This is a genomic window from Brumimicrobium aurantiacum (genome assembly GCF_003402975.1).
In the GTDB taxonomy this organism is placed as follows: Bacteria; Bacteroidota; Bacteroidia; order Flavobacteriales_D; family Crocinitomicaceae; genus Brumimicrobium; species Brumimicrobium aurantiacum.
On the sequence record NZ_QURB01000001.1, the window covers coordinates 522,273 to 537,899 of the forward strand.

At 34.2% G+C, this 15,627-nt stretch carries 18 protein-coding genes; 11 read left to right on the forward strand and 7 right to left on the reverse strand.

What is annotated here, in order from left to right; genetic code table 11:
* From DXU93_RS02300 to DXU93_RS02310, 3 genes are read right to left on the reverse strand one after another with little or no spacing between them, the layout of a single operon-like run.
* Positions 1–1,617 carry a hypothetical protein gene (locus DXU93_RS02300; RefSeq protein ID WP_116879623.1) on the reverse strand — a complete coding sequence of 539 codons (1,617 nt, stop codon included), beginning with the start codon at positions 1,615–1,617 and terminating at the stop codon, positions 1–3.
* Positions 1,618–1,619: 2 nt separating this feature from the next.
* Positions 1,620–2,360, reverse strand: coding sequence for a geranylgeranylglyceryl/heptaprenylglyceryl phosphate synthase (locus DXU93_RS02305; RefSeq protein ID WP_165851325.1), 741 nt, complete (start codon positions 2,358–2,360; stop codon positions 1,620–1,622).
* Positions 2,347–2,973: a 4'-phosphopantetheinyl transferase family protein gene (locus tag DXU93_RS02310; protein WP_116879625.1), complete on the reverse strand. Its 627-nt coding sequence runs from the start codon at positions 2,971–2,973 to the stop codon at positions 2,347–2,349. Before DXU93_RS02310 ends, DXU93_RS02305 begins: the two co-directional genes overlap by 14 nt.
* 199 nt (positions 2,974–3,172) lie before the next feature.
* Between DXU93_RS02310 and DXU93_RS02315 the strand changes: the two genes are divergently transcribed.
* The 8 genes from DXU93_RS02315 (at position 3,173) to DXU93_RS02350 (ending at position 8,977) form a co-directional block, all read left to right on the forward strand.
* A complete protein-coding gene (locus DXU93_RS02315) occupies positions 3,173–3,691 on the forward strand; it encodes a YceD family protein (RefSeq protein ID WP_116879626.1) in 519 nt (172 codons plus the stop codon).
* Positions 3,692–3,712: 21 nt separating this feature from the next.
* A complete protein-coding gene (gene rpmF / locus DXU93_RS02320) occupies positions 3,713–3,904 on the forward strand; it encodes a 50S ribosomal protein L32 (protein ID WP_116879627.1) in 192 nt (63 codons plus the stop codon).
* Between the two features lie 39 nt (positions 3,905–3,943).
* Entirely contained in the window at positions 3,944–4,882 is a 939-nt protein-coding gene (plsX, locus tag DXU93_RS02325) for a phosphate acyltransferase PlsX (RefSeq protein WP_116879628.1), read from the forward strand.
* A complete protein-coding gene (locus DXU93_RS02330; protein WP_116879629.1) occupies positions 4,882–5,874 on the forward strand; it encodes a beta-ketoacyl-ACP synthase III in 993 nt (330 codons plus the stop codon). Before plsX ends, DXU93_RS02330 begins: the two co-directional genes overlap by 1 nt.
* A gap of 38 nt (positions 5,875–5,912) precedes the next feature.
* Positions 5,913–6,416 (forward strand): acetyl-CoA carboxylase biotin carboxyl carrier protein, encoded by a 504-nt coding sequence (accB, locus tag DXU93_RS02335; protein WP_116879824.1) that lies wholly within the window; start codon positions 5,913–5,915, stop codon positions 6,414–6,416.
* Between the two features lie 36 nt (positions 6,417–6,452).
* A complete protein-coding gene (gene accC / locus DXU93_RS02340; protein WP_116879630.1) occupies positions 6,453–7,787 on the forward strand; it encodes an acetyl-CoA carboxylase biotin carboxylase subunit in 1,335 nt (444 codons plus the stop codon).
* A gap of 117 nt (positions 7,788–7,904) precedes the next feature.
* Positions 7,905–8,483, forward strand: a complete 579-nt coding sequence (locus tag DXU93_RS02345; protein WP_116879631.1) for an outer membrane beta-barrel protein — start codon at positions 7,905–7,907, stop codon at positions 8,481–8,483.
* Between the two features lie 134 nt (positions 8,484–8,617).
* A complete protein-coding gene (locus tag DXU93_RS02350; protein WP_116879632.1) occupies positions 8,618–8,977 on the forward strand; it encodes a hypothetical protein in 360 nt (119 codons plus the stop codon).
* A 72-nt stretch (positions 8,978–9,049) separates the two neighbouring features.
* Here the strand turns inward: DXU93_RS02350 and DXU93_RS02355 are convergent, their stop codons facing one another.
* The 3 genes from DXU93_RS02355 to DXU93_RS02365 all read right to left on the reverse strand — a co-directional run bounded on the left by DXU93_RS02355 (position 9,050) and on the right by DXU93_RS02365 (position 11,715).
* Complete coding sequence (locus tag DXU93_RS02355) at positions 9,050–9,667, reverse strand: carbonic anhydrase family protein (protein WP_317126913.1); 618 nt, start codon at positions 9,665–9,667, stop codon at positions 9,050–9,052.
* Complete coding sequence (locus DXU93_RS02360; protein ID WP_205679218.1) at positions 9,667–11,307, reverse strand: SulP family inorganic anion transporter; 1,641 nt, start codon at positions 11,305–11,307, stop codon at positions 9,667–9,669. The genes DXU93_RS02355 and DXU93_RS02360 overlap by 1 nt, the downstream gene beginning before the upstream one ends.
* A 93-nt stretch (positions 11,308–11,400) precedes the next feature.
* Positions 11,401–11,715: a hypothetical protein gene (locus tag DXU93_RS02365; RefSeq protein WP_116879635.1), complete on the reverse strand. Its 315-nt coding sequence runs from the start codon at positions 11,713–11,715 to the stop codon at positions 11,401–11,403.
* Between the two features lie 189 nt (positions 11,716–11,904).
* Between DXU93_RS02365 and hemA the strand changes: the two genes are divergently transcribed.
* The 3 genes from hemA to DXU93_RS02380 are packed head-to-tail and all read left to right on the forward strand — an operon-like array spanning position 11,905 to position 14,744.
* Positions 11,905–13,185, forward strand: a complete 1,281-nt coding sequence (gene hemA, locus DXU93_RS02370; protein ID WP_116879636.1) for a glutamyl-tRNA reductase — start codon at positions 11,905–11,907, stop codon at positions 13,183–13,185.
* A complete protein-coding gene (gene hemC, locus DXU93_RS02375; protein ID WP_116879637.1) occupies positions 13,182–14,066 on the forward strand; it encodes a hydroxymethylbilane synthase in 885 nt (294 codons plus the stop codon). The genes hemA and hemC overlap by 4 nt, the downstream gene beginning before the upstream one ends.
* A 6-nt stretch (positions 14,067–14,072) precedes the next feature.
* A complete protein-coding gene (locus DXU93_RS02380) occupies positions 14,073–14,744 on the forward strand; it encodes a uroporphyrinogen-III synthase (RefSeq protein WP_116879638.1) in 672 nt (223 codons plus the stop codon).
* On the opposite strand, the gene DXU93_RS02385 is transcribed toward DXU93_RS02380, so the two are convergent.
* Positions 14,731–15,624 (reverse strand): S66 peptidase family protein, encoded by an 894-nt coding sequence (locus DXU93_RS02385; protein WP_116879639.1) that lies wholly within the window; start codon positions 15,622–15,624, stop codon positions 14,731–14,733. The genes DXU93_RS02380 and DXU93_RS02385 overlap by 14 nt on opposite strands.
* Between the last annotated feature and the right edge of the window lie 3 nt (positions 15,625–15,627).

The window sequence follows — 15,627 nt, forward strand, 5'->3', positions numbered from 1 at the left end:
TTATTTATTATCAAAATTAAATGGTGGAGAAAAGTTCTCGCCTATTTTCAACCTATACAGAGAAGGTAAGTCTTCTGAAAGTATGGCAACCGAACTAATTACTATTTCATTTTTCGGTAAGAATATTGATGACAAGCCCATGCCACACGCATAAGTAAAGGGATGATCACAAATTACCCAAGAATTTGTAGAATCTTTCCTCTGAAGAACGAGAGGTATTTGCGCGCCATAACCTATCACTATAGTTGAATCACTAATGTTTTTTAAACGAACTGGGAAGGCACGATAGCAGGCTTTTTCTGTAGAAAAAGTTGCCTCACGATAATTACTTACAATCTGAGTTGTATCTACAGACAATTCTATTTTTGCATTATTCCAATTGGGAATATGTCGCCCTAGATATGGATCTTTAAAATAATCACTGTAAAGATTTGAATCAATATTTTGTAGATTAGAAGACGTCATTTTAATTAAAAAATCACTCTCATCATTAGGCAAAGGGACTTCTTGAACGACAGGATTTTCATAAGAGAAGTATTTATCACTCAAATCATAATCCAACATCAAGCTATCTTTTTCTTCACCTATATACAAGACTTTAGAATCAGACTTACTCAATCCAACAAGAATCCTAAGTGAATCACAAGTTTTAACTGTATCTATTAGGAAAGGGAATTTTGGAACTAAAGTCTCATTTTCAATTAAATTTTCTTCTGAAGTCGATTTCATCTCATCACTTTTTATCTCGTAATAGAAAATTAAATTTAGTATCACTACAATCGATGTGATTAAAAACAATGGTGATTTAACCATACTATCAAAGTTAGAGGTTGTTTTCATAGGTGGCTCCTTAATCTTCTTCGCTCTAATAAAAACATCTCTCCGAATACTCGATTCTTTATCTAATTTAACTTTCATGATGGTAGACTTAATCATTTCTAATTCTACCTTACTCAATTCATTTTTGTTAAATAATAACTTTGCAGTTTGCACAAATTGCTGTCTCAGGGAAGAAAAGTAGTCATCCATTTCATTAAGCACACATGCAATATCATTATCGAAAACCTTTAAAATTTGAAATCGCAAACTAACTCCTTGACTTACTTTAAGCTGACCAATAATCTGATTTAAATAATTAGCAATTGGTTTTTGAATAGCAATACGTGATTTGTATGGAATAAAATCACAAAATTTCAAATGATAACTCAATTCAACTGTAGAACTATTCTTTAAGTTAAATTGAATTTTTTCAATCAAGATTGGCTTTAAGAAAATAGAAACAAAAGATTGAAATTTCTCTGCATTTTCCACTTCAATAGAATGCACTACGGAAATTTCCGGCATACTTTGGAATTCACCACTATTTAATAAATAGCTTACGAGTGAATTATTGTTTTCAATTTCATTATAGTAAATTTGATATTCCTCTTTTTCAAGTAAGTCAAAAAAAGATCGAAATTCATAATACCTATACTTCTGTTCAAAAACAGAGAGTGTATCTTCATTATCAAAATGTTTTGATAGTTTACGGTTAATTTCGGCAATTAGATCTTTATTAAGGTAAGCGTTATTCAGCCCCAGTGAAACTACTAATCGTCTTACGCTTATATACCTCATTCCTAATTTGTCTGTTTATAATTTTGAACATCCAACAGGAAATCTATATCCTCTTCTATTTTATTCCCAACAACAATCACATTTGTCCCAACTTTTTCTAATTCCTGGATCTGTTCCAAGGTTCTAACACCTCCCCCAACAATTGTTACCGCTTCTAAATGCTCTTTTACCTCCTTTATTAAAGAAGAATCAACAGAATTTTTCGCTCCGCTTCCAGCATCAAAATACAAGACTTTATTACCTTTCAGTATTCCTGCAATAGCAGTATTCAAAGCAATGGAAGAATTATTTTTGGGAATCGGACTGGTTTGACTCACATAAGCCACTGAAGATTGTGTTCCACCATCAATTAAAATATAAGCCGTTGGAATTACCTCAATATTAAGCTGCAAAACTTCTTTAGCGCTTTTGACATGTTGTCCAATTAGATACTCTGGATTCCTTCCCGACAAAAGACTCAAATAAAGTAAGGCATCTGCATCTCTTGACAATTGTTGAAAATCTCCCGGAAACATTACTACCGGAATCTCTGTTAACGATTTTAGAATTGCAATTGTATTTTGAAAGTCCTTTCTCATGACCGTGCTTCCACCAACAAAGAAATAATCCACATTGGCAAAAGCAGATTTTTCAACAATCCTTTTAAGAACGGAAAGTTCATGCGTTTTTTCAGGATCAATAAGCACAGCTATCTGACCAGTCTTCGATTTAAATTGTTTGTATATTTCTTCATTTAATCTCATAAACGGGGGTAGCATTAATTGAAATAACGAAATCGTTTTTAGTTTGCAGAATCAATTCCACTTCTTTTTTCATTTCTGGAAATGTGATTAAACCCTTCCATCTTAAATCATCTTTTCTAGTCAACAATAAATTATCAGCAAAAATTATACGCTTTCTTCCTGCTAATTTATAAAGCGCCTCTTTTCCAGACCAAATTTTTATCATTTCTTCTACAGAGGAAGTATCATATGCACATTTTTCGGTCTCACTTAAAAATTTATGTTTTACGCGCATCACCTTTTCCCGAATTGGCTCCAAGTCAAGACCAATCTGAAAGTCAGCACAGTAAGCCATACCCACAACATGATTTGCATGGGAAATAGAAATAAACCCCTCTCCTTCAATATAAGGCGCTCCGATTTCAGAATACAAAATGGGCTCATTACCAAAATGCATTGTCCTCAGTACACGTGTAGCAACATACTCTCTTTGACGACCTTTATGGTTAAAACTTTTCAGGCGTTGATGTTCTTCAGGTAAGAGATTATGCAAATGTTCTTCAGTCACAAAATCATCATAATAAAGTAAAAAAACCGAAACAGGTCCGTACACAAGATTTTCAGTATGAAACATAATATAAAAGTAACAAATACGACATAAAATAGAGAGAGATAAACACAGAATTAACAAATAAAAAAATAAAAAAATAGAAAGTTAACATGTGTTCATAACTTGTTTAGTGTAAAAAAGTGTAACTTTGTCGATTCTTTTGTAAGAAGAAGTGCGTTGTATATTAATTTTTATACATTTGCACTCCAATTTTTTGGACATTATGGCTTCGAATAAAGAGTATATTATCCCGTTTGAGGGCTTAAAGAATGGAAAACATTCCTTTGAGTTCAAGATAACGACAGCGTTCTTTGAAGAATTAGCGTATTCAATTATTCAAGGAGGAGATGTTAAAGTCGACTTCCAACTGAATAAGAAAGATACCATGTTAATCGGGGCTTTTGAAATGTCAGGAACAATTCAAAAGCCTTGTGACCGATGTACAGAATTAATGGACATTGACATTGACTTATCTCACCAAATGATTTATAAGTTTGGGGAGAACGAGAGTGAAGATGAAAATTTAATTGTATTGCCGTCATCAGCATTTACGATTGACATTTCTTCTACCATGTATGAGTTATTAACGGTTTCGTTACCTACTCGAAATGTACATGACGAGAATGAATGTAATGAGGATATGTTGGATTTGATTGACAAATATGTTGATTCATCAGAAGAAGAAGATACCGATGAGGATGAAATAGATCCACGTTGGAATGCATTAAAAAATTTGAATTAAAAATCTTAAATATAAAGTAAAATGGCACATCCAAAAAGAAGAACGTCGACAACAAGAAGAGACAAAAGACGTACACACAAGAAAGCAGTAGCTGCAAATGTAGCAACTTGTCCAACAACAGGACAACCGCATTTATACCACCGTGCACACTGGCACGAAGGTAAACTTTATTACAAAGGTCAAGTAATTGCTGAAAAAGAAGTAGCAGTATAATTGTGCTGATCCGGCATAACTAAAGTGTAAGATACACTTATGAAACTTGGATTAGATATTAGTGGAGGTGATTTTGCACCAAGAGCAAACGTTCTTGGTGCAATATTAGCCCTCGAGCAACTGCCCGACGATGTAGAATTAGTTCTCATCGGTCGTGAGAATGATATTACCTCAATTTTGGAAGAAAAGGGGGTAAAATCTGACCGTATTTCAGTAGTTGATGCTCCGGACGTCATTACGATGGAGGATCATCCTACCCGAGCAATTCCACAAAAACCAAACAGTTCAATATCCGTAGGTTTTGAACTTTTATCCCAAAACAAAATAGATTCATTTGCAAGTACTGGTAACACTGGTGCTATGCTTGTTGGATCTATGTATAAGGTAAACGCCATCCCTGGTGTTATTCGTCCTTGTATAACATCTGTCCTACCAACAGTAAATGGAGGGGACTCTATCATCTTAGATGTTGGAGCAAATGCTGATTGTAAACCTGATGTGTTATATCAATTTGCAAGTTTAGGCTCACTCTATGCTAAAAATGTAATGAATATTTCTGATCCGCGTATTGGTTTATTGAATATAGGAGAAGAAGAAGGTAAAGGAAATTTACTAACCCAATCAGCATATAAGCTAATGAAGGAATCGAAAGATTTCAATTTCATTGGAAATATTGAGGGAAGAGATTTATTTACAGGCAAGGCAGATGTAGTTGTATGTGACGGATTTACGGGTAATGTAGTACTGAAACAAGCTGAAGGTATGTATACAATTACACGTCAATTGGGGATAAAAGATGATTACTTAGAACGCTTTAATTATGAAAATTATGGCGGAACTCCTATATTGGGCGTAAATTCAGATGTGATTATAGGCCATGGTATATCAAATGACGTTGCTGTAAAAGGCATGCTTTGTTTGGCTTATGATGTCGCAAAATCTGAATTAACACAAAAGATTAAAGAAGCTTTTAAATAATGAAAAAAATAACTGCAGCAATAACAGGCGTTCAAGGTTATGTTCCAGATAATATTCTGTCGAACAAAGACCTAGAAAAAATGATTGACACAACTGATGAGTGGATCACTACTCGAACAGGGATCAAGGAAAGGCGCATGCTAGGAGACGGAAACCCTACTTCTGATATTGGAGTGGCGGCCGTAAATAAATTGCTAGCAAAAAAAGGAATTTCTCCTGAAGAAATTGACTTGGTTATTTGTGCAACAGTTACGCCAGATCATCCATTCCCAGCAACAGCGAATATTATTTCTGATAGAACAGGAATGAAAAACGCATGGAGTTTTGATGTGAATGCGGCTTGTTCTGGATTTATCTATGCTTTAACAACAGGTTCTCAGTTTATCGAAACAGGGAAATACAAAAAGGTTATTGTAATAGGTTCAGATAAAATGTCTTCTATCATAGATTATGAAGATCGTGCAACATGTGTGATTTTCGGAGACGGTGGTGGAGCTGTTTTATTGGAACCAAACGAAGAAGGTTTAGGTGTTATTGACAGCGTATTAAAAAGCGATGGTCAAGGGAAGAAATTCTTGGTACAACCAGCAGGTGGATCCAAACAACCAGCAAGTCAAAAAACTGTAGACGAAAGACTACACTATGTTCATCAAGAAGGTAAAGCAGTATTCAAATTTGCGGTAACCAATATGGCTGATGTTTCGGCTGAAATTATGGAACGTAATGAGCTAACTTCAGAAAATGTAGATTGGTTGGTTCCACATCAAGCAAATTTGCGTATTATCGATGCTACAGCAAACAGAATGGGATTATCTAAAGATAAGGTGATGATCAATATTCAAAAATACGGAAACACAACTGCTGGAACTTTACCATTATGCCTTTGGGATTGGGAAAAGAAACTAAAAAAAGGTGATAATATTGTATTGTCAGCATTTGGAGGTGGCTTCACTTGGGGAGCTATTTATCTAAAATGGGCATATAATTCTTAAAAAAATACTTACATTTATCCTATAAAAATTCATACATGATGAATCAAAAAGAAATACAAGAACTTATAAAATTCGTTTCAAAATCTGGTGTTACAGAGGTAGAAATCGAAGAAAAAGACTTTAAAATTACGATTAAGTCTGAACCAAAAAGAAAGAAAGAAGAGGCGAAGGAAACTGTTTACATCCAACAACCGATGCAAGCAATGCCACAACAGCAGCCTGTTCAAACTCAAATGCCTCAAGCAGCTCCTGCACCTGCAGCGACTCAAGAGAAAGCTCCAGAAGCAAATGATGATAGTAAATACATCACAGTGAAATCACCAATGATTGGGACTTTTTACCGTTCGCCATCTCCAGAGAAACCTGTATTTGTTGAAGTAGGAGATACAATCAAAAATGGAGATCCAGTATGCATTATCGAAGCGATGAAGTTATTTAATGAAATCGAAGCGGAAGTACAAGGTAAGATTGTAAAAGTATTGGTAGATGACGCATCTCCAGTAGAATATGACCAACCATTATTTTTGGTTGACCCATCGTAAGCAAATTATTTATAAGAACTAAATACCCAATAAGGCATGTTCAAAAAAATATTGATTGCCAATAGGGGCGAAATTGCCTTACGTGTTATCAGAACATGTAAGGAAATGGGAATTAAAACTGTTGCTGTATACAGTATAGCTGACAAGGATAGTTTGCATGTTCGTTTCGCCGATGAGGCAGTATGTATAGGACCAGCACAAAGTGCAAAGTCTTATCTTCAAATACCAAATATTATTGCTGCAGCAGAAATTACAAATGCTGATGCAATTCATCCAGGATATGGATTCCTTTCTGAAAACGCTAAGTTTTCAAAAGTATGTCAAGAACACAATATTAAATTTATTGGAGCTACCCCAGAACAAATTGATGGAATGGGAGATAAAGCGAATGCTAAAGCAACAATGATTAAAGCCGGTGTTCCTTGTATTCCTGGTTCAAAAGGTCTTTTAAAAGATTTAGAAGAAAGTTATAAAATAGCTGAGAAGATTAAATATCCTGTAATTCTAAAAGCCACTGCTGGTGGTGGAGGAAAAGGGATGAGAATCGTATGGAACAAAGATGAAATGGAAGCTGCTTGGGATTCTGCAAGACAAGAGTCAAAAGCTGCATTTTCAAACGATGGTTTGTACATGGAAAAGTACATTGAAATGCCACGTCATATTGAGATCCAAATTGCTGGTGACCAATACGGAAATGCTTGTCACCTTTCTGAAAGAGACTGTTCTATTCAGCGAAGACACCAAAAATTAGTTGAAGAAACACCATCTCCATTCATGACTAAAAAGTTGCGTAAGGAAATGGGTGAAGCAGCTATTAAAGCAGCAAAAGCTGTAAAATATGAAGGTGTAGGTACGGTAGAATTTCTTGTAGATAAAAACAGAGATTTTTACTTCATGGAAATGAATACACGTATTCAGGTTGAGCACACAATTACAGAAGAAGTAATTAACTTCGACTTGATTAAAGAGCAAATCAAATTAGCAGCTGGAAGTGAGATCAGTGGAAAAAATTATGAGCCTATCATGCATGCAATTCAATGTAGAATTAATGCTGAGGACCCTCACAATGGATTCCGTCCATCTCCAGGAAAGATCACAGAATATCATGAACCAGGAGGACATGGATTACGTATTGATACGCATGTTTATGCAGGATATACAATTCCACCTCACTACGATTCAATGATTGCAAAATTAATCACAGTGGCACAAACTCGTGAAGAAGCTATTTTGAAAATGCGTAGAGCTTTGGATGAATACATTATTGAAGGTGTGAAAAGTACTATTCCATTCCACCAAAAATTAATGCTTGATGAGAAATTCAATGCTGGTGATTTTACGACCAAATTCATGGAAGATTTTGAATTCTAGAAATTCGAATCATTAAAGAATATGAATCCAGACCTTTATGGTCTGGATTTTTTTTATGTATATACTTTATTGACATCAAAATAACTCTGCAAAAAAGTCGTTGAAACATAAAATAGAATGATGAGATACGCTATAACTACAATTACGCTACTCCTCCTATGTATTACTTCACAATCAAATGCACAACTCGGAATAAAGGCTTCAATCGTAACTGGAAGTCCGAATTATTTGCCAGGATATGTAACTCATATTGGATTCAATACAGGACTTAATTATAAACTAAATGATCGATGGAGAGCAGATTTATCATTGGAGATGTTATTTAGAAAAGAAAAGATCACCTACCTTTCTTCATCACAAGGAAGTCAAGCTCCAATTAAACTTTACATGAACAATAGTTTGACATTCATTTCACCCGTAACCATGGGAGTCGATTATCGCTTTTTAAAAGACAAAATAAGACCATTTATAGGATTAAATACAGGAGTTCTATCCACAGGTATTAAAATTAATGGAGAATGGTATAATTCGTATTATTTTGCAATTCAACCTAAGATTGGTGTTGATATCGCACTAAAGGAGAATATACTTTTAGATTTTACCATGAAACAAACTTTCGCTACTAAAAGGAATTTAACCAAACATTTTTCATATCAAACCATTGCTATGCAATTAGGACTTCAATATTATTTTTAGATCGAGCAGCCAATAAATTAGTTTAATTGAACTTCAAATAGACAATTGGATCATAAGATTATTTAAAAATTACATAAAACTGATGGTTAATTGCATTAAGGTATTAAATTTGTCAACATAAATATTATCAGAATATGAAGACAGGTATAGCAAATAAAAAAATAGAAAAGATCATCGCTTTAGTTGAAAAAGAAGGTGTACTTGCAGAATCATTGGTTCAAGAATTAACTGAACTAAGAGAATTGGCTTTAAAAGAAGAAGATCCGTTATTGGCTAAAGTTACAAGATTATCATTTGAGTACCTAACTGAAAACGAAGCTTATGATGTTCAAGCTTTATGGGAAGAAGACGAAGAAGGTGGTGAATTTCCATTGGAAATCGATGATAAAGAAAATCTTTTGAACCTTTTGAACTTGATGCTTAAATCTGACCATAAGATTAACAGAGAAGAAATTAAAGACTACCGTACAGCTTTGAAAGAAGAGCTTTATTAGTCTCAAAATATTAAACAAAAAAAAGTCTGTCTAATATATTAGACAGACTTTTTTTATGCTCTATTTTTCGGTTTAAATGAAATGAACTTTTCCATCAGCTACATCATAATATGCACCGATAATTTCAATTTCACCATTCTTCTCCATTTCAGCTAAGATTTCACTATTGTTACGAATTTCAGCCATAGAATTATGAATGTTTTCGATCACAACTTTTTGAATTGATTCAGTTGTTGTAACGTCCTCTACCTCTTTCTCAACTTTTTGAACAGAAGGTTTCATTTTGCTCAATAAAGTAGTGATGTTTCCTAATTCTACACCTTTACAAGCAGAAGTTACTGCACCACATGAAGTATGCCCCAACACAACAATTAATTTTGAACCGGCAACTTTACAGCCGTATTCCATAGATCCAAGAATGTCTTCATTGACAATATTTCCTGCAACACGTGCGTTAAAAATATCCCCAACTCCTAAATCAAATATTTGTTCAGCTGTTACTCTCGAGTCAATACAACCCAACACTACAGTGTGAGGGAACTGACCTGTTGAGGTTTCATTTACTTGTTGAAGAAGGTTTCTTTCAGCAGACTCTCCGTTGACGAATCTTTTATTTCCATCAACTAAAATTTGTTTAACCTCCGAAATTGATAATTTACTTTGTAATTCTTTATTTAATGTTTCCATCATTATGTTGTTTTTAGAAATGAATTTTCACTTAGATTTTCTCTGTTGTAAAACCCAACGAATTTAACGTTAATATTTCGACTTTTAGAATTATGATAAAAATCTTCTAGAAGGTCATAAATATCATAATCCATATGTTTATTTAACGAGCCATCAATAACTACGTTACTATCATCTTTGATTTCATCAAAGGTTTTGTGTAAGTTTCCTTTATTAAAAAATGAAACTACCTCACCAAGTTGAATTGTTTGTACATCTTCTTTTTTCATATACTTAGAATGCATTCCATTCTCATAATTTCTTTTAATGATATAGAAAACAGCAATAGCAAAACCTATGATTATACCCCATAAAAGATTAACACCAACAATAATTACAATTGTTACAATGAACGGTAAAAACTGACTCATACCTTGCTTGTAAAGCTCCTTAAACAGGGAAATATTCGCCAATTTATAACCTACAACAAAAAGTACTGCAGCCAAAACAGCTAAAGGAATTTTATTAAGAATTGATGGCAAAGCTAAAACAAAAACCATCAGGAAAATACCATGAGAAATACCCGCCATTTTTGTTCTACCTCCAGAAGAAATATTTGTTGAACTTCGCACAATTACCTGGGTAATCGGCAGTCCTCCGATAAGTGATGAAACAACGTTACCAGAACCTTGAGCAAGTAACTCTCTATTGGTTGGTGTTGTTCTTTTATATGGATCTAACTTGTCTGTAGCTGCTACACTTAACAATGTTTCAAGACTGGCTACAATGGCTAAAGTTGCACCAATCAAATAAATTCTTGGGTTACTTAAAATAGTCCAATCAGGAAAAGTCAATAAACCGTAATAAGGCAAATTACTATCAGCGGCTTGTATGTCCACCAAATGAGAATTTGCAACTTGTTGCTCACCCATCATAATAAACTCATTTGTTAGCGCAAGATTTGGAGCTGCTACGACAAACAATTCATTTGTTAAAACTGCAACAACCACAGCTAGCAAAGGACCAGGAATTATTTTTAAAATCTTATGCTCTTTAAAAGCCGGTCTTTGAAATAAGATTAAAATAGTTAATGAAATAATTGTAATAATTATGGCTCCAAGAGAAAAATGACTGAATGAATAAAGGATATCAGAGAAGAATCCGCTGTTATCCATTTCGAAGTACTTCCAATTTCCTTCTGGATTTTTATCCATTCCAAATGCATGAGGAATTTGTTTTAATATCAAGGTAATACCAATACCTGCTAGCATACCTTTAATCACAGAAGAAGGAAAATAATAACCAATGATTCCGGCCCTTAATACAGCAAGAATAATTTGAAGAACTCCTGCGATTACACCAGCTACCAAAAATGCCTGAAAACCAACGGCCATATCAAACTCTCCAGCAGCATTGGTACCTAATTCTAATATACTATCTGCAACAATTACTGCTAAACCAGCAGCAGGACCTGATACTCCAAGCGACGAACCACTTATAGCACCAACAACAATACCACCAACAACACCAGCAATAATTCCTGAAAACATAGGCGCGCCTGATGCGAGTGCAATTCCTAAACATAATGGTAATGCGACTAAGAAGACTACCAATCCTGAAGGAATATCATATTTTAAATTTTTAAATAAATCTGAACTTTTCATGAATAATTTTTTTGGGCATAGAAATGCCATATAACAACGTAACAAACAACCTATTAAGGCTGAATAAATAATTAAATAAATTGCGGAAAAAAATTATACGTGTTCAGGGGGTGGAGTTGTATTCTCCTGGTAATTGGTTTTTATTTTGAAGAAATAAAGACTGTATTCTTTCTCTTTTTGAGATGAAGTGTTATACGTATGAACTATTTCAATTGAAGGGTGAAGGGTTTCCTCTTCTAAAGGATTTGCAGTCCGGTTTGAATTTTCTTGTTCTCCAAGATCCATACATGCATTAACTTCGTCGATGTGGTAATTGATAAAAGTGTCTGCAATGAAAAGTACAGACGACTGAAAAAACATTAGCAAACTTGCTAAGCATATCATTGCATAAATTTTTTGTTTTTTCATCGATGCAAATTTAGGGAATCAAATCGAAATTTTTAAGCTTCGTTATTAAAAGTTAGTTAAATTTAATAAAAGTGAATCGTGAGTCTTGCGTTTTTTTGATATAAACATCTGTGAACTAGGTTTCCAAAATCAGAATAAAAGCATCTCTTTATTTTAAAAACATTCTAAATAACAAATTGTGACAATGCTATGACAATAAAAACAGGCATTATCACGATATTTGCAAGTACAAAAAGAGAAGATTCAGTGAAAGGAATTCAAATATTTGCATTTACCCATCGCCAACTTGAAGTTAGTCAAATTGGGCTATTGCACATTGCTATTGATGACCAAAAGGAAAAGCTCTCTCTTTTAAAGTCTAAATTTGACCTTGATGAATTGATGTACGTTTCAACTTGTAATCGTGTGGAATTCATCATTTCTAGAAAAGAGGAAATAGATACATTGACTTTTCAATCATTTTTAGCCTTTCTATTCCCTCATTTAAATGCTGATCAACTTAGTTTGTTTGGTAAACAAGTTGAAAAGTATGATGATTTCTCTGCGGTTGAACATTTAATTAAAGTAACCTCTTCAATTGACTCTATGGTGATTGGAGAACGAGAAATCATTACACAAATAAGGAAAGCATTTGATACTTGTAAGTCTTTTGACCTTACTGGAGATTCGATTCGATTAATGATTCGTCATACCATAGAAACAGCAAAACGTATTTATACAGAAACAAATATTGCACAAAGCCCTGTTTCCGTTGTTTCTTTGGCCTATCATACACTCCGACTTAAAGAGATTCCGCTAGATGCGCGAATTTTAATTATTGGAGCTGGAGTGACAAATACCAATATGAGTCGCTTTTTAAAGAAGCATGGTTTTACCAATTTTGCAGTCTTTAATAGAACATTAAGTAAAGCACAAAATTTAGCTCAACAACTGAATGGCGAAGCGTATTCACTTAATGAATTACCTATTTACAACAAAGGGTTTGATATAATTATTACTTGTACTGGTGCCGATTCTTCGATCATTAGTCCAACATTGTACACGCATTTATTGAATGGAGATCAAGATTCAAAAATTGTAATAGATTTGGCTATTCCAAACGACTTAGATGTAAAAGTTACAGAAACAAATACCTTAGATTACATCTCTATTGAGTATCTTCAAAAGATCTCTTCTAAAAACTTAGAAAAACGAGCGCGTGAAATTATTCATGTGGAAGAAATCGTAGAAGATGCTGTTCGCGAATTTAAATCTATTGCACATGAACGTGAAGTTGAACGTGCAATGCGTAAAGTTCCTCAAACAGTTAAAGAAATTAAAACAGCAGCTATTGAACAGGTTTTCGCTAAGGAAATTGAAAACCTTGACGATACTTCGAAAGAAACTGTTGAAAAGATAATCGCTTATTTTGAAAAGAAATATATGAGCGTGCCAATGAAAATGGCAAAAGAAATATTACTGAAGAAATGAAGAAAATAATCATTGGATCTCGTGGTAGTGACCTTGCATTGTGGCAAGCAAACTTTGTTAAAGACGAATTAGAAAAATTAGGGCAAGAAGTTGAAATTAAGGTGATTTCTACACAAGGTGACCGAATTCAGCATTTGAGTTTTGACAAAATGGAAGGGAAAGGATTCTTTACGAAAGAAATCGAAGCTGCGCTACTCGATAAATCCATTGATTTAGCAGTCCACTCACACAAAGATTTGGAAACAACATCACCAAAAGGATTAAAAATCGCTGCTGTTTCACACCGTGAAGATCCGTCTGAATTGTTATTGATCAGAAATGAATCTGTAGACAATGAAGCGGTTTTAGGAATTAAGAAAAATCCAATTATCGGAACTTCTTCAGCAAGAAGAAAATCTCAATTAATCACTTTCCGTGATGATTTAGAGATCAAAGATTTACGTGGAAATGTAGGAACACGTATCAATAAGCTTCGCGAAGGTCAATACGACGCAATTGTTTTGGCTATGGCTGGAGTAAAAAGATTAGATTTAGATTTATCTGATTTAACAATTTCAACATTAGACCCAACAATGTTTATTCCAGCACCTGCACAGGGTGTTCTTGGTTTACAAATCAGGGAGGAAGATGAAGAATTATCAGCGATTTTATCAAAAATGAATGATACATCTGTGGCCAATAGAATCGCCATAGAAAGAGGAGTATTAAAACAATTAAATGGAGGGTGTCAATTGCCTTTAGGTATCTACTGTGATACTGATAATACGGTTCACGTAGCATTTGCTGAAGAATGGAAAAATGGCGCAGAATTTAGCACTTATTCCGCTAATGACAATGTCAACATCGTAGACGAAATTACTGGTGATTTACAAGCTAGTTAGTCCACAATGTTATTTGTTTCGAAAAAAGTAAACGATCCCTCATTTTTAGATTACATACAATCGAAAGCGATTCGGCTATGTGACATTCCAATGATTTCATTTGCGCATGTTCCATTTGAGCTTCCAGAAACAAATTTTGAAATAATCTTTTTCACAAGTCCACGATCTGTCGCTTATTTTTTAGCACAATATAGAATACCTAAAGATGTTGTAATTGCTACAATTGGCGATTCAACGACACAACATTTAACAGACAAAGGATATACAGTTCAATTCACTGGAAAAACGAGTGGAGAACCGGAGATTGTAAGCGCTTCGTTTAAATCATTTGTTGGAGACAGAACAGTGCTATTTCCACAATCTAATTTTTCTCATCGCTCGATGCAAAAAAATTTAAATCAAAGTCAGATTATTGATTTAGTGATTTACGAAACGCAATACACTCCTATTCAACTTAAAGAAAATCCATCTATTCTTGTTTTTACTAGCCCAACGAATTTGAGGTCATTTTTAAAAAAGAATACAGTTTATCCACATCAAAAAATAATTGCTTGGGGTAAAACTACTGCGTCAGCAATTTTAGCAGAAGGAATGCAAGCGGATTACACCATGAAGTATTCTAACTTTGAAGAGCTAAAGGAAATTTTAATGACAATGAATTTGCCTAATCATAAATGAGTTCGGCAGTATTATTTTCTACCTTTAAATTCGCATGCTTACCAAAAATTAAGGCTCGGTTATCTTCTGTATGACCTGCTGGGAAATCAAAACAGATCGGAATAGAATTATAAGCAAAATGAGATTTAATGATTTCAGTTAAACTACTTCCGAAAGGTGGATTAGTGTCTTTAATTCCACTAAAATCTCCAACAATCAAACCACGAATTTGATCAAGAATACCGGCTTTACTCAACTGATGAAACTGACGATCTATAGCATACAAATGTTCTCCAACATCTTCAATAAACAAGAGTTTATTTTGAAAATCAGGTTGATGTTTCGTACCTATCAATCCAGTCAATACTGTAAGGTTCCCACCGATGACCTCCCCTCCTACACTTCCTGGAATATTTGAAGTTTCGCTTGTCCAAGAATAGTGAAGTTTAGAACCATCAAGAGATTTAAACAAACTATCAAGAGCCTCTTTTGTATTACTTTCAAAATTCAAAGGCATGGTAGAATGTATAGAAGGCGCTCCAATTTTAGCTAGGTGTTGATGAAAAACAGTAACGTCAGAAAACCCTAACAACCATTTTGGCTCATCGATGAAGCCAGCCCAATTGATACGATCTAACAATTGAACACAACCATAACCACCTCTTGCACATAAAATAGCAGTGACCTCATCATTATTAATTGCCCATTGTAAATCATCAGCTCTTTCTTTCACTGTACCTGAAAAGTAATGATGTTGGCCTAAGCAATTTTCTGAGGTTAGCACTTTAAAGCCTCGCTCTTCAATACATTGCTTTGCATAGTCGACAAAATGCTTTTCAATCCCTTTTGCTGGTGCGACAATGGCGACAGTATCTCCTTTTTTAAGATTATGAGGCAACATGAA

What these genes read in the sequence shown, in the direction of transcription:
- DXU93_RS02300 (WP_116879623.1), bottom strand. Translation starts at nt 1,617, where the DNA reads ATGAGGTATATAAGCGTAAGACGATTAGTAGTTTCACTGGGGCTGAAT.
- DXU93_RS02305 (WP_165851325.1), bottom strand. Translation starts at nt 2,360, where the DNA reads ATGAGATTAAATGAAGAAATATACAAACAATTTAAATCGAAGACTGGT.
- DXU93_RS02310 (WP_116879625.1), bottom strand. Translation starts at nt 2,973, where the DNA reads ATGTTTCATACTGAAAATCTTGTGTACGGACCTGTTTCGGTTTTTTTA.
- DXU93_RS02315 (WP_116879626.1), top strand. Translation starts at nt 3,173, where the DNA reads ATGGCTTCGAATAAAGAGTATATTATCCCGTTTGAGGGCTTAAAGAAT.
- rpmF (WP_116879627.1), top strand. Translation starts at nt 3,713, where the DNA reads ATGGCACATCCAAAAAGAAGAACGTCGACAACAAGAAGAGACAAAAGA.
- plsX (WP_116879628.1), top strand. Translation starts at nt 3,944, where the DNA reads ATGAAACTTGGATTAGATATTAGTGGAGGTGATTTTGCACCAAGAGCA.
- DXU93_RS02330 (WP_116879629.1), top strand. Translation starts at nt 4,882, where the DNA reads ATGAAAAAAATAACTGCAGCAATAACAGGCGTTCAAGGTTATGTTCCA.
- accB (WP_116879824.1), top strand. Translation starts at nt 5,913, where the DNA reads ATGAATCAAAAAGAAATACAAGAACTTATAAAATTCGTTTCAAAATCT.
- accC (WP_116879630.1), top strand. Translation starts at nt 6,453, where the DNA reads ATGTTCAAAAAAATATTGATTGCCAATAGGGGCGAAATTGCCTTACGT.
- DXU93_RS02345 (WP_116879631.1), top strand. Translation starts at nt 7,905, where the DNA reads ATGATGAGATACGCTATAACTACAATTACGCTACTCCTCCTATGTATT.
- DXU93_RS02350 (WP_116879632.1), top strand. Translation starts at nt 8,618, where the DNA reads ATGAAGACAGGTATAGCAAATAAAAAAATAGAAAAGATCATCGCTTTA.
- DXU93_RS02355 (WP_317126913.1), bottom strand. Translation starts at nt 9,667, where the DNA reads ATGATGGAAACATTAAATAAAGAATTACAAAGTAAATTATCAATTTCG.
- DXU93_RS02360 (WP_205679218.1), bottom strand. Translation starts at nt 11,307, where the DNA reads ATGAAAAGTTCAGATTTATTTAAAAATTTAAAATATGATATTCCTTCA.
- DXU93_RS02365 (WP_116879635.1), bottom strand. Translation starts at nt 11,715, where the DNA reads ATGAAAAAACAAAAAATTTATGCAATGATATGCTTAGCAAGTTTGCTA.
- hemA (WP_116879636.1), top strand. Translation starts at nt 11,905, where the DNA reads ATGACAATAAAAACAGGCATTATCACGATATTTGCAAGTACAAAAAGA.
- hemC (WP_116879637.1), top strand. Translation starts at nt 13,182, where the DNA reads ATGAAGAAAATAATCATTGGATCTCGTGGTAGTGACCTTGCATTGTGG.
- DXU93_RS02380 (WP_116879638.1), top strand. Translation starts at nt 14,073, where the DNA reads ATGTTATTTGTTTCGAAAAAAGTAAACGATCCCTCATTTTTAGATTAC.
- DXU93_RS02385 (WP_116879639.1), bottom strand. Translation starts at nt 15,624, where the DNA reads ATGTTGCCTCATAATCTTAAAAAAGGAGATACTGTCGCCATTGTCGCA.